Annotated in this window: 15 protein-coding genes; 7 read left to right on the top strand and 8 right to left on the bottom strand. The window is 68.1% G+C overall.

Translation table 11 applies throughout. The features are described 5' to 3' along the window. Nucleotides 1-78 precede the first annotated feature (78 nt). Nucleotides 79-927, top strand: coding sequence for an MBL fold metallo-hydrolase (locus tag C1706_RS13085; protein WP_129459690.1), 849 nt, complete (start codon nucleotides 79-81; stop codon nucleotides 925-927). Nucleotides 928-1,069: 142 nt separating this feature from the next. Here the strand turns inward: C1706_RS13085 and C1706_RS13080 are convergent, their stop codons facing one another. Genes C1706_RS13080 through C1706_RS13060 form a run of 5 tightly spaced genes read right to left on the bottom strand, consistent with a single transcriptional unit; the run spans nucleotide 1,070 to nucleotide 5,106 of the window. Then, the gene (locus C1706_RS13080) at nucleotides 1,070-1,831 is read right to left on the bottom strand and encodes an inositol monophosphatase family protein (protein ID WP_129459689.1); all 762 of its coding nucleotides are present in this window, start codon (nucleotides 1,829-1,831) and stop codon (nucleotides 1,070-1,072) included. Next, nucleotides 1,831-2,694 carry a DUF3097 domain-containing protein gene (locus C1706_RS13075; RefSeq protein ID WP_129459688.1) on the bottom strand — a complete coding sequence of 288 codons (864 nt, stop codon included), beginning with the start codon at nucleotides 2,692-2,694 and terminating at the stop codon, nucleotides 1,831-1,833. Before C1706_RS13075 ends, C1706_RS13080 begins: the two co-directional genes overlap by 1 nt. Nucleotides 2,695-2,742: 48 nt before the next feature. Further along, the gene (gene hemW / locus C1706_RS13070; RefSeq protein WP_129459687.1) at nucleotides 2,743-3,957 is read right to left on the bottom strand and encodes a radical SAM family heme chaperone HemW; all 1,215 of its coding nucleotides are present in this window, start codon (nucleotides 3,955-3,957) and stop codon (nucleotides 2,743-2,745) included. A 7-nt stretch (nucleotides 3,958-3,964) separates the two neighbouring features. Next, the gene (locus tag C1706_RS13065; RefSeq protein WP_129459686.1) at nucleotides 3,965-4,804 is read right to left on the bottom strand and encodes an S-methyl-5'-thioadenosine phosphorylase; all 840 of its coding nucleotides are present in this window, start codon (nucleotides 4,802-4,804) and stop codon (nucleotides 3,965-3,967) included. Beyond that, the gene (locus tag C1706_RS13060) at nucleotides 4,804-5,106 is read right to left on the bottom strand and encodes a YciI family protein (protein ID WP_129459685.1); all 303 of its coding nucleotides are present in this window, start codon (nucleotides 5,104-5,106) and stop codon (nucleotides 4,804-4,806) included. The genes C1706_RS13065 and C1706_RS13060 overlap by 1 nt, the downstream gene beginning before the upstream one ends. Before the next feature lie 56 nt (nucleotides 5,107-5,162). Between C1706_RS13060 and C1706_RS13055 the strand changes: the two genes are divergently transcribed. From C1706_RS13055 to C1706_RS13045, 3 genes are read left to right on the top strand one after another with little or no spacing between them, the layout of a single operon-like run. Continuing rightward, nucleotides 5,163-5,834 carry a rhomboid family intramembrane serine protease gene (locus C1706_RS13055; RefSeq protein WP_129459684.1) on the top strand — a complete coding sequence of 224 codons (672 nt, stop codon included), beginning with the start codon at nucleotides 5,163-5,165 and terminating at the stop codon, nucleotides 5,832-5,834. Continuing rightward, nucleotides 5,834-6,025 (top strand): hypothetical protein, encoded by a 192-nt coding sequence (locus C1706_RS13050; protein WP_129459683.1) that lies wholly within the window; start codon nucleotides 5,834-5,836, stop codon nucleotides 6,023-6,025. Before C1706_RS13055 ends, C1706_RS13050 begins: the two co-directional genes overlap by 1 nt. A 4-nt stretch (nucleotides 6,026-6,029) precedes the next feature. Continuing rightward, a complete protein-coding gene (locus tag C1706_RS13045; protein WP_129459682.1) occupies nucleotides 6,030-6,212 on the top strand; it encodes a DUF6191 domain-containing protein in 183 nt (60 codons plus the stop codon). A 17-nt stretch (nucleotides 6,213-6,229) separates the two neighbouring features. On the opposite strand, the gene lepA is transcribed toward C1706_RS13045, so the two are convergent. The 3 genes from lepA to holA form a co-directional block, all read right to left on the bottom strand. Beyond that, entirely contained in the window at nucleotides 6,230-8,062 is a 1,833-nt protein-coding gene (lepA, locus tag C1706_RS13040; RefSeq protein ID WP_129459681.1) for a translation elongation factor 4, read from the bottom strand. A gap of 79 nt (nucleotides 8,063-8,141) precedes the next feature. Continuing rightward, nucleotides 8,142-8,402 (bottom strand): 30S ribosomal protein S20, encoded by a 261-nt coding sequence (gene rpsT / locus C1706_RS13035; RefSeq protein ID WP_129459680.1) that lies wholly within the window; start codon nucleotides 8,400-8,402, stop codon nucleotides 8,142-8,144. Nucleotides 8,403-8,492: 90 nt separating this feature from the next. After that, a complete protein-coding gene (gene holA / locus C1706_RS13030; protein ID WP_241653572.1) occupies nucleotides 8,493-9,509 on the bottom strand; it encodes a DNA polymerase III subunit delta in 1,017 nt (338 codons plus the stop codon). A gap of 135 nt (nucleotides 9,510-9,644) precedes the next feature. Between holA and C1706_RS13025 the strand changes: the two genes are divergently transcribed. The 3 genes from C1706_RS13025 to C1706_RS13015 all read left to right on the top strand — a co-directional run bounded on the left by C1706_RS13025 (nucleotide 9,645) and on the right by C1706_RS13015 (nucleotide 12,477). Then, a complete protein-coding gene (locus C1706_RS13025) occupies nucleotides 9,645-10,808 on the top strand; it encodes a Gfo/Idh/MocA family protein (RefSeq protein WP_129459679.1) in 1,164 nt (387 codons plus the stop codon). A gap of 43 nt (nucleotides 10,809-10,851) precedes the next feature. Continuing rightward, nucleotides 10,852-11,874, top strand: a complete 1,023-nt coding sequence (locus C1706_RS13020; protein WP_129459678.1) for an LLM class flavin-dependent oxidoreductase — start codon at nucleotides 10,852-10,854, stop codon at nucleotides 11,872-11,874. A 120-nt stretch (nucleotides 11,875-11,994) separates the two neighbouring features. Beyond that, entirely contained in the window at nucleotides 11,995-12,477 is a 483-nt protein-coding gene (locus tag C1706_RS13015; RefSeq protein WP_129459677.1) for a SixA phosphatase family protein, read from the top strand. Nucleotides 12,478-12,555: the final 78 nt, after the last annotated feature.

Below are 12,555 nucleotides of genomic sequence, written 5' to 3'. Positions count from 1 at the left end.
AGTGCCAGCATACGCGACGGCCGAAGATGATCCCGCATCACGGGTCGAACCACCCTGACTGACGGGTAAGTTGGCGCGGTGACGTTCGAACTCAGTCCCTTCACCGCCATCGCCGACGGCGTCTACCTCGCCCAAGCGCAACCCGCCTGCGTCACCATCGGGTTGGTGGTGGGGCGAGAATCCGCCCTGGTCATCGACACCGGCAGTTCTCCCGCCCAAGGCGCAGCGATCCTGGCGGCAGCGCAGGACGTGGCCGGGGAGGTTCCTGTACGCCACGTCGTGATCACGCACGCCCACTTCGATCACTACTTCGGTCTGGGCGGATTCTCCGGCGTCACCTCGGTGGCCCACCGCGGCCTGTTTGCTGCGGCGCACGCCGCCCCGATCCCTGCCGACCAACGTGAGAGCCTCGGCGTCACACCCGATGACCTCGTCGCCCCCACCACGACCTTCTCGCTGGCCACGACGCTGGACTTGGGCGACTGCTACGTCGAGGTCGTCCATTTTGGTCGCGGCCACACCGACCACGATGTGGTGGTGCTCATCCCCGAGCGCGCCGTGGTGTTTGCCGGGGATCTTCTGGAAAGCGACGGCGGCCCCTGGGCGGGTGAGGACACGTGGCCCTCCGAGTGGCCCCAAACCCTCGATGGGATGCTCGGCACCCTCGGGAAGGACTCGATCGTCGTGCCCGGGCATGGCCCGACCATGAGCCGTGAGGACGCCTTCGCCCAGCGCGCTGAGCTGGCCTGGTACGGCGGCAAAGCCGAGGAACTTTACGATGCTCGCACCCCCGCCCAGGGCTCCTGGCGCGAGGGCGGCGAGTGGCCCTGGCCGCAGGAACAGTCCGAGGCCTTCATGGAGATCGCTATGCGGCGCCTCGCCGCCTCCGGACGCCGCCCGAGCCGTTCGCTGCGCTTGCTCACCTGAGCGTCGGCCGCCTCTACCCGCGCTGGCCTAGCACTCGGCTGCGCCCGGCTTCAAAGCTGAGTGGCGACCTGTTCCCCAGCACAGCACACCTGCTCCAGCCCTGGTGCAGCGTGCCGATCTCCACGCCGCCGTGGACGCCGGTTCAGGTTCGGGCCAGATCTTCCACTGCCTGCGCTGCCTGTTCGCTACTGGCCGTCACGATCAACGCGCCGGTGACGCCAGGCCCGTAGGGGCGTCCGTCCACCCGGGACACGCCTCCCAGTTCGGTGACCAGGAGGGCCCCGGCCAGGTGATCCCAGGGGTGAATGGAGCGGTAGGCGAGCGCATCGACCTCACCGCGGGCCAACGCCGGGTAGTCGATCGCGCACGCCCCGCGCGTCCGCCGCATCTGCAGGCGAGGGTCATGGGCGGATTCGAGCGTGCCCCAGACGGCGGCCGTCCACGGCGCGTCATGGGGCCGCACCGGCGACAGCGACTCGCCGTTGCAGGTGGCTCCGCTCCCGCGCTCGACCTCAAAGAACTGGTCGTGGCGCGGCTGCCAGATCCACCCGCGCACGGTTTGCCCGCCGCGTACCTCGGCAAGCATGACGCCGAAGTCCTCACTGCCGTGGGCGAAGTTGCGGGTGCCGTCGACGGGATCGATGACCCACGCATGGTCGGCGCCGTTCAGTCGTGTCAGCGTGGTGGGATCAGCGAACGTCGCCTCTTCGCCCACGATCACCGCGTCCGGGGTGGCGCGCTGGAGGGCTTGGGTGAGGGCCACCTCAGCCTCGCGGTCGGCGACCGTGACCAGGTCTCCCGGGTGCTTCTGTATCACCTCGTCGGGTGCCAGATGGCGGAACCGCGGCAGGATCAGGCGCTCGGTCACCTCGCGAATGAGGGCGTTGACGTCGTCGGTGCGCATCAGGACTCCCGGTCGATGTGGTCGGCGGAGACGAAGTCAATCAACCGTTCGACCTCCGTGAGTAGGTGAGGATCAAGATCCTGCCAGCCCCGGACCCGTCCCAGGATGGTCTTCCACGCGGTGGCGATGTCAGCCTGGGACTCGTGCGGCCAGCCGAGCGTCGCGCAGATGCCATGCTTCCAGTCGGTGCCGCGCGGGATACGGGGCCAGGCCTCTAGCCCCAGACGCTCAGGCTTGACGGCTTCCCAAATGTCGATGAACTCGTGCCCGGTCACGAACACGTACTCCCCGCTGACCTGGGAGACGATCCGCGACTCCTTGGTTCCCGGAACCAGATGATCCACCAGGACGCCCAGGCGCCGCCCCTTCACCGGGGCGAACTCGGCGACGATGGCGGGCAGGTCGTCGATACCGCCCAGGTACTCCACGACGACGCCCACGTGGCGCAGGTCGGCACCCCACACCTTCTCGACGAGTTCGGCGTCGTGCCGCCCCTCAACGTAGATGCGGCTCGGGAGCGCCACCTTGGCCTTCTCGACCGGGCCGACCCGGGAGCCGGAGGCGGTGTGGGTCCGGTTGTATTCCTGTGCTTTGTCGCGGGCGCTCGGCGCGCTGCGCGTCGGCCCGGTGAGGTCGATCGGTGCTCCATCGAGCCAAAAGTTGGGGCCGAAGGGGAAGCTGCGTCGCTTGCCACGGCGATCCTCCAAGATGACCACGCCGTTCTCCCAGCCGACCACGGCCCCGACGAACCCCGAGGTGGGTTCTTCCAAGACCAGGTCCTTCGACACGGGGGTGGGTGTTGCCGAGGGCTTGTTGGCCCGCTGCCAGCCCTTCGCGAGCACGTCAGAGGAATAGCGGTTCACGGTCCCCCAGCCTACGGGGGCCTGCGGGGCGTGGGGCTCAGGCAGCCGTCAGTCGAGCAGGTCGCGGACGGCCGCGTCGGCGAGCAGTCGCCCGGCCTCCGTGACGCGGACGTATCCCCCGGCGCTGATGAGCCAGCCACGCCGCTGAAGTTCCGGCAGGCGGCGTCGTTCAGCGGGGGTGAGCACTGTTTCCGGTAGGCCCTGATGCAGCCGCAGTTCCAGCAGGACGCGCTCGACTCGCCGTTGCTCGGCGTCGAGCCGCTCACGCCCAGCGGCGGGGGAATCCCCGCGCCCCAGCCGCGTCGCATAGGTGCGCGGATGCTTGACGTTCCAGAACCGGACGCCCCCGATATGGCTGTGGGCGCCGGGGCCGAACCCCCACCAGTCGTCACCCACCCAGTAGGCGAGGTTGTGGCGGCATGCGTGGCCGGGGCGGGCCCAGTTGGACACCTCGTACCAGGAGAGTCCCGCCTCCCGGAACAACGCGTCTGCCAGGTCGTACTTGTCGGCGAGATCGTCTTCTTGGGGCAGCGGGACCTCACCGCGTCGGACGCGCGCGGCAAAGCGGGTGCCCTCCTCAACGATGAGCGAGTAGGCGCTGACATGGTCGGGCTCAGCCGAGAGGGCCTGCTCGACCGACGCACGCCAATCCTGCAGCGACTCCCCCGGCGTCCCGTAGATGAGGTCCACGCTGACCGATGCGAAGCCTGCGGCCCGCGCCCAGCCGACGGCCTCCAGCGCGCGACCCGGGGTATGGGTGCGTTCCAGCAGGGCCAGCACGTGCGGGACAGCGCTTTGCATCCCGAAACTGATCCGCGTGAACCCGGCCTCCACCAGGCGCTCCAGGTAGGCCGGGGTCACCGAATCTGGGTTGGCTTCGGTGGTCACCTCCGCGTCTGTGGCCAGCCCGAACGTGTCGCGAGCCGTCTGGAGCAGGCCCGCGAGATCGTCGGCGGGCAACAAAGTGGGAGTACCGCCCCCGAAGAACACCGTGTGAAGGGGACGCGGCTCCCCCAAGACGCCCCCCGCCAGGCGCATTTCGGCGGCCATGGCATCCAGGTAACTGCGTTGAGACGTCCCGGGCGCAGCCCCAAGTTCGGCCGCGGTGTAGGTGTTGAAATCGCAGTAGCCGCAACGCGTCGCGCAGAACGGGACGTGGAGGTAAGCCGACAGCCGCCGCGACGCCTGCCCGGCCAGCGCCTCGGGCGGCAACGCGCCGTCGGCGGGTGCCGGTTCCCCTTCCGGCAGGGTGGATGGGCTCATCGACGCGTCAGCCCAGAACCGGGCCGATCCCGTCGCCCACCGTGGGCAGCGGGAAGGGCAGCGGCAAACCGTCCACGGCGTGCGCGCACTCACAGGCCTGGGCTGGTTCCACGGTCACCGCCCGCTCCAGGAGGCGCTTGAGACGTCCGATGTTGCTGGCGAACACGGCCTTCACGTCACCGGCTCGCACCCCCGCCTCGCCCTCGGCGCCCGCGTCCATATCGGTGACGCAGCACACGGTCGCGTAACACAGCGCGAGTTCCCGGGCGATGGATGCCTCGGGCATGCCCGTCATCCCCACGACCGACCAGCCCGCAGCCGCATGCCACTGTGACTCTGCCCTGCTGGAGAACCGGGGACCGTTGATGACGACCATCGTCCCGCCGTCGATCAGTGGCGCCTGCCCTCCCTCGGCGGTGAGGAACACCTCCCGGGTGGCGGGGCAGTACGGATCGGCGAAGGGGACGTGGACGACGGGGCCGTCGGCTTCCCACACGGTGTGTCCAGGGCGGTAGGTCCGGTCGACGACCTGGTCGGGGACGACGAACGTGCCCGGCTGGAGCGACGGCTGGAGAGAACCCACCGCGCAGGCGCTCAGCACGCGGGAAACCCCGAGCGCCTTCAGCGCCCACAGGTTCGCCCGGTAGTTGACGCGATGCGGTGCGAACTGGTGCCGCTCGCCGTGACGGGGCAGGAACGCGACGCGGCGCCCGCCCATCTCCCCCAGTGTGATGGGGGCCGAGGGAGCCCCGAACGGGGTCTCCACCTCGACGCGGCTTCCGCCGGGAAGGAACGAGTAGAACCCTGATCCGCCAATGATGCCGATGTCGGCGCGGGTCGACGCCATCAAGACAGCGCGTCGAACAGGTCGCCCAGGACCGGCGTCCACTCACGCACGTCGATGTGTGCGACGACGCTGTTGACCTGGAACGGGTCGTTGGACAGCCGGGCCAGGGCATCATCGGCACTGTCGGCACGCACCAGCAGGAGCGCGGCAGCGGGGGCGCCCTCCGGCGAGGAGACCGGCCCAGACAACACGATGGTGCCCTCAGCGGCCAACTCCCCCAGGAACGCTCGGTGGTCGGGACGCACCGTGTCGCGCAAGGCGGTGTCGTCGCTGTAGGTGTACCAGACGGTGAACAGGCTCATGCTGGTCATCCTAGGAGTTGATTCCCGGCTGGGGGCCACCCGGCACACTAGAGGACATGAGCATTCCGACCGGCCCCTGGCAGCCCCCGGCGGCGGCCCCGACCCCGTCGGCTCAGGGCCTCACCCCCTACCCCGGCTACCCGCTCGTCGTGGACAGGCGTCCTGGCCCCATCGCGTCGTTCTTCTTCGTCGGCAGCTGGCTTGCCCTGATGTGGCTTCTCGAGGGCATCGACGTGGTGACCGGCGGGGCCCTGGACAGCCTGGGGGTCAGCCCGCGGATCATCGGGGAACTCCCGCAGATCTTCACCGCGCCCTTCCTGCACTTCGGGTTCGGTCACCTCATGGCCAATACGATCCCGTTCCTGGTGTTGGGGACGCTCACCCGCATGAGTGGTCGGCGCGAGTTTTGGGTCGCCACCCTGAGTTCGATCGTCGTGTCAGGGCTGCTCACATGGCTCATTTCGGCACCGGGCAGCGTCACGGCGGGCGCGTCCGGGCTCGTGTTCGGGTGGCTCGGCTACCTGCTGCTGCGCGGCCTCTTCGCGCGCAACTGGGTGCAGATCCTCATCGCAGCGGCTGTGTTCGGCTTCTTCGGCGGCATGCTGTGGGGGGTGTTCCCCACACTGCCCGGCGTCTCGTGGCAGGCCCACCTGGGTGGGATCCTCGGCGGCGTATTGGCGGCGTGGGGCCTGCATCGCAAGGCCAACACAGCGCCTGGACTCCGATGATGATCGAGCGCGACGTCCCCGCAGTGCTGCTGGGCGGAGATTCCACAACGACCCACAAGGAGCCACAGACGCTCGGGGCGCGTGGCGATTTCACAGACCACCTGATCCGGTTCCTCGCCGAGGCCCGCGAACGTGACCTCACGGCGATCTCGGTGATGCCTGGAAGCGTCGCGGCGCCCGGCCTAGGCTGAGCCCATGAGCTTCCTCGAAGTGCTCGACCCAGGGCTGCGGCACTGGCGCGAGCACAAGGAACTACAGAAAGTGCTGGTGCATCGCACCGACCAGGCTGGCTCAGGCCCGCCCCCGCTCGACCTGGACTCGGGCGTCATCATCGTGCACCGCCCCCAGCCACCACGCGAGGCCGACGAGCAGAGCTGAACCCCAGACCGGTCGCGCTACTTGGGCTCGCGGGACTCCCCGGTGGACAGTGCCGCGACGAAGGCCTCTTGTGGCACCTCGACCCGGCCCACCATCTTCATCCGCTTCTTGCCTTCCTTCTGCTTCTCCAGCAGCTTGCGCTTACGGCTGATGTCGCCGCCATAGCACTTGGCCAGCACGTCCTTACGCATCGCCCGCACCGTTTCGCGCGCGATGACCCGTGCCCCGATGGCCGCCTGGATGGGCACCTCGAACTGCTGGCGAGGGATGAGTTCCTTCAACTTCTTGGCCATCGCCAACCCGTAGGAGTAGGCGGCGTCCTTGTGGACGATCGAACTGAAGGCATCCACCGGCTCACCGTGGAGCAGGATGTCGACCTTCACCAACTCGGCGGTCTGTTCGCCCGCCTCGTCGTAGTCCAGGGACGCATAGCCCTTCGTGCGGCTCTTGAGCGCATCGAAGAAATCGAAGACGATCTCGGCCAGCGGAAGCGTGTACCGAATCTCCACGCGATCCGACGACAGGTAATCCATACCGCGTTGCAGGCCCCGGCGTTGCTGGCACAACTCGAGGATCGTCCCGATGTAGTCGGTTGGCGTGAGGATCGTCGCGTGCACGACCGGCTCCCACACCTCGGCGATCTTGCCTTCAGGGAACTCGCTGGGGTTGGTGACCTGATGCTGGCTGCCGTCTTCCATCACGACCCGGTAGACGACGTTGGGTGCGGTCGAGATCAAGTCGAGATTGAACTCGCGTTCCAAACGCTCGCGCACGATCTCCATGTGCAGCAAGCCCAGGAAGCCGATGCGGAACCCGAAACCCAGCGCGCCTGAGGTCTCCGGTTCGTAGGTCAGCGCCGCATCATTGAGTTGGAGCTTCTCCAAGGCTTCGCGGAGTTCGGGGAAGTCCGCACCGTCGATGGGGTACAGGCCCGCGTACACCATCGGATTGGGATTCTTGTAGCACGCGAGCGGTTGGGTGGCTTGGTTGTGCTGCAGCGTCACCGTGTCGCCGACGCGGCTTTGCCGTACGTCCTTGACGCCGGTGATGAGGTAGCCGACCTCGCCGACGCCCAGAGCCTTGCCAGGAATCGGTTCGGGGCTGATGACGCCGACTTCAAGCAGTTCGTGTGTGGAACGCGTCGACATCATAGCGACTCGCTCGCGATGCTTCAGTTCCCCATCGACGACGCGCACATACGTGACGACGCCGCGGTAGGTGTCATACACCGAGTCGAAGATGAGGGCGCGTGCGGGACCGGACGCCTCCCCGACGGGGGCGTCGATCTGGGCGACGATCGCGTCCAGCAACGCGGGGACGCCGACCCCGGTCTTCCCGGATACCCGGAAGACGTCTTCGGGCTCGCAGCCCACCAAGGAGGCGAGTTCCTCGGCGTACTTCTCCGGTTGGGCGCCGGGCAGGTCGATCTTGTTCAGCACCGGAATGATCTGGAGGTCGGCTTCCATCGCCAGGTACAGGTTGGCCAGCGTCTGGGCCTCGATGCCCTGAGCGGCGTCCACCAGAAGGACAGCACCCTCGCACGCCGCGAGCGAGCGGGAGACCTCATAGGTGAAGTCGACGTGGCCGGGCGTGTCGATCATGTTCAGCACATAATCGGTTTCACCCACCCGCCAGGGCATGCGGACGGCTTGGCTCTTGATCGTGATACCGCGCTCGCGCTCGATATCCATCCGATCCAGGTATTGCGCACGCATCGAGCGCTCATCGACCACTCCGGTGAGTTGGAGCATCCGGTCGGCCAGGGTCGACTTGCCGTGGTCGATGTGGGCGATGATGCAGAAGTTGCGGATGATCTGCGGGGGCGTCGCCCCAGGCTGCGGCGCGCTCACGCGCGTCCCCCTCTCCGGATGCGGGTACGACACAACGTCGCCCCGGCCTTACCCGGCGGGGCGACGTCGCAAACGTTCGTCAGAGCGCGGCGGCAGCCGAAGCGACGGCCGACTTGCGGTTGGCCGCCTGGTTCTTGTGGATGACGCCCTTGCTGACGGCCACGTCGAGTTCACGGCACGCGACCTGCGCCAGCTTCTGCGCCTTCGCAGCGTCCCCGGCCTCGGCGGCCTCGTGGAACTTGCGAATGTGCGTCTTCAGAGCGGACTTCACGGCCTTGTTGCGCAGACGCGCCTTCTCGTTCGTGAGGATCCGCTTCTTCTGGGACTTGATGTTCGCCACGGGCAAGCCTTCGGTTCAGGTTCGATCTAAGGGGTGCGCCCACTATGGACGCGATCCACAAGCTTACCAGTGCCGCGCCCCGGCCCCAAATCAGCGCCCCATGCCCGATTCGGGACGCCGCCCCCGCAAGGCCGCGACGTCCAACACCATCCGCTCCAAGGCAAACGCGGGGTCGGCGGCCGAGCCTTTGACCGCCGCATCCGCCACCGCGACCCGCTGCAGCGCATCCGCCAGGCCGCGCGCCGTCCAGTCCCGGGAGTGCCGCACCAGATCCTTCACCTTCCACGGTGGAACGCCGATCTCACGAGCGACATCGCCATCGCGCATGCGCTGTCCCGCCAGGTCGCTATAGCGACCCTGCTGCCGTACCGCGGCGGCCACCGCGCTGGTCACGAGCACAGGAGCCACACCCGTATCCAGGGCCCACCGCAACGCCCCGAGCGCCTCGTTGCGACGCCCCGCCATCACGTGATCGGCAACGGTGAAGCTCGTCACATCTGCCCGCCCCGTGAAATACCGCCGGACCGCAGCTTCGGTGACGACACGATCATCGGAGTCGGCCAGCAACTGACGAATGGCCCCGGCGACCGCCCGCGCGTCCGCGCCCAACGCCTCCACCAGACGCGCCGCCGTGCCTTGATCGATACGCCCACCCACCCGCCGGGCCTCGTTGATGGCAAACCCGGCCAGTTCCCACGGTTTGATCGTGGGGCAGTCCACGACGGCGACCTTGGCCTTCTTCAAGGCGTCCAGCAGGCGCTTGCCTTTGACTCCCCCCGGATGCACGAGCACCAGACCAAGATCGCTTTGCGGGGTCTTCGCGTAGCCCGCGAGAGTGTCGAACAACTCGGCCGGGACCTCGGAAATCGGGTTGATGATCACGATGGCGTCCGAGGCGAACAGCGACCCGGTCGTCGCCTGTGCCAAGGCGGACGCGTCCAGACCTGCGCCCTCCAGCGTGGTGACCGACGCCTCAGGACGCTCGGCCAGGGCCCGCTGCGTCAGGCTTCGTATCGCCCGCTCGGCCAGCAGGGCCTCAGGGCCGCTCACGAGCGTCACCGCACCGAAAATCGCCGTCTCCTCCACACGGACATCCTGCCAGCGCACGCAGACATCCATCGCCCCTACCGCACGCAGCCTCGATGAGCCCGGCACACGGACGGCCCTTCACCACCCACCTCTGCGTCAGCTCCCCCTGCGATAAGGTGGCCGGTAAACGCATTCCCATGCTTGGAGGCACCGGTGCCCAGCACAACCATCGCGCAAGTCGGCGTCCGAGGCTTCGGCACGATCCACCTGGAGCGCATCGACCGGTTGACTCCCAGCGGGCGCGTCTCCCTCATCGCGACCGCCGACCCCGGCGGCCCCCTCAACGATCGCGACGTCGCCTGGTACCCCAGCCTCTCCGACCTGCTCACCGAGCACGCCCCCGACATCGTCAGCATCGCCACACCGATCGGCACGCACGCACCCCTCGCGATCGAGGCGCTGCAGGCCGGAGCGGACGTGTTCTTGGAGAAACCTCCTTTCGCGTCGCTGGCGGAGTTCGCCCAGGTGATGGAGGTCGCGCGAGCGACCGGTCGCCACGTCCAGATTGGCTTCCAGAGCCTCGGCTCCGCCGGCGTGACCCGACTGCGTGACCTCGCCACGGACGGCACGCTGGGCACCCTCACCCGCATCAGTGCCCGTGGAGCCTGGCTGCGCGATCGCGGCTACTACGAACGGGCCCGTTGGGCCGGACGCCGAACCCTCGACGGCGCCCGCGTCGCCGATGGGGTGGTGACCAATCCCCTCGCCCACGCGATCGCCACCGCGCTGTGGCTGGCCGGTGCCACCACGCCCGACAGCATCACGGCCATCACCACCGAGCTTTACCATGCGCACCACATCGAGGCCGATGACACCAGCTTCGTCCGTATCGATCTCGTCGAGGGGCCCCCAGTGTGCGCGGCGTTGACGTTGGCCGCGCCTGGCCAAGGCACCGCGGTGGTGACCCTGGAGGGCACCCAGGGCGTCGCGACCTACGAATACACCCGCGACGTGCTGCACCTTCATACGCGTGCGGGGACCACGCACGAGACCTTTCCGCGCCTCGACCTCTTGGAGAACTTCGTCGATCACCTCGAGACGGGGGCGCCGGCCCTCGTGCCGCTCGCGGAGACGATCGGGTTCATGTGCGTCTTGGAGGCAACCCAACTGCGACCTGCTCCGGTACAGATCCCCGAGCAGTACCTGACATGGGAAGGCGAAGGCTCGGCGGCACACCCGGTCGTCGACGACGTCGAGTACTGGATGGACCAGGCCTTGCACCATCAGGAGGGATTTGCGGCGGCCGGGGCACCGTGGGCCGACCCCGCCGCGGTCGCGATCTGGCGCCCCAACGCCGACCCCGGGCCGCTCGGCTGACGGTGTCGGGAATGAACGCCCCACCCCCGGCGTTAGTTGAAACATGAAGAAGATTGGATTCTTGTCCTTCGGACACTGGTCCCCCCATCCGCAGAGCGGGACGCGCTCCGCCAGCGAGGTGCTCCACCAATCGATCGACCTATCCGTGGCCGCCGAGGAGATCGGCGTCGACGGCGCCTACTTCCGCGTCCATCACTATGCGCGCCAACTGGGATCACCCTTCCCGCTGCTGGCCGCCATCGGCGCGAAGACGTCCACGATCGAGATCGGGACCGGCGTCATCGACATGCGCTACGAGAACCCCCTCTACATGGCCGAGGACTCCGCCGCCGCCGACCTCATCTCCGAAGGGCGGCTCCAACTCGGCGTGAGCCGCGGTTCGCCCGAGCAGGTCATCGACGGCTGGCGCTACTTCGGCTATGACGCGCCTGAGGGTATGACCATGGCCGACGTCGCCAGGGCCAACACCGAGACCTACCTCAAGGTCATCGACGGGGCCCGCTTCGCCGAGCCCAACCCGAGGCCGATGTTCCCCAACCCGTACGCAGGCCCCCTGGGCATCGAGCCGCAGTCCCCCGGGCTGCGTCGACGGATCTGGTGGGGCGCAGGATCCAATGCCACCGCGGTCTGGGCCGCTCAGCAGGGCATGAACCTGATGAGCTCCACCTTGAAAGACCACGAGTCCGAGGAGCCGTTCCACGTTCAGCAGCGCAAGCAGATCGAAGCGTTCCGCGCCGCTTGGAAAGAGGCCGGTCACGACTTCCAGCCGCGCGTCTCGGTGAGCCGCTCGATCTTCGCCCTGGTCAACGATGAGGATCGTCGCTATTTCGGCGCCGACCGCAGCAGTTCCGACCAGATCGGCCAACTCGACAACGGGGCCGCCATCTTTGGACGCAGCTACGCCGCCGAGCCCGACCAGCTCATCGCCGAACTCGCCGAGGATGAGGCCATCCAGGCCGCCGACACCCTCTTGCTGACCATCCCAAGCCAACTCGGGGTGGACTACAACGTGCGCGCCCTAGGCAACATCCTGACCATGGTTGCGCCCGGCCTCGGCTGGCGCTGAGGCATCTGACCTCGTCCCTTGGGGGACGACGCACGGGGGAACCCCTCGGGACGCCACAACAGCGTCCCGAGCGGGCCGCCCTAGCCCGACATTGAGCGGCAAACCTCTAGCCTTGACGCCATGAAGCGGCTGTTTTTGATCCGGCATGGCGAGGCAGAGTTCACCGGCCACGGACGCGGCGATCGCGGTCGCCGCCTCACCGACGGCGGGCTCGCGCAGGCCGCACGGCTCGGCCACATGCTGGCGCACGCCGGCATCGAGATCATCCTGGCCTCCACCGCCGATCGCGCCCAGGAGACAGCCAAGGGAATGGGGCTGAGCGCCCCCGTCGAGTCGATCGACGCCCTCTATGACGCCTCTACCGTCACGATCGCCCGCACCCTGGCCGACTTGGATGCGACATCGGTGCAGGTTGCCGCGCTGGTTGCCCACGCTCCCGGCGTTCCTGCCCTCGTGGACGAACTCACCGGCCCCGGCAGCGATCCCGACGCCGTCGCCCGCGTGAGTACGCACTTTCCTACCGCCACCGTCGCCCGCATCGACTTCGAGGGCACCTGGGCGGACCTCTCCGGTGCGCGGCTGGCGTGGGCGAACCGCGGCTGAACCCCCTTGCCGCAGCTAGGTCCGATAAGCTGAGGGCATACCCCTCGCCCCGACCTATTCCTGGTCGCGCAGGGGCCT

The organism is Propioniciclava flava (genome assembly GCF_004126535.1).
GTDB classification, from domain to species: Bacteria; Actinomycetota; Actinomycetes; order Propionibacteriales; family Propionibacteriaceae; genus Propioniciclava; species Propioniciclava flava.
Note: the sequence above shows the minus strand (reverse complement) of the source record. Positions and strands in the feature narration are given on the sequence as shown.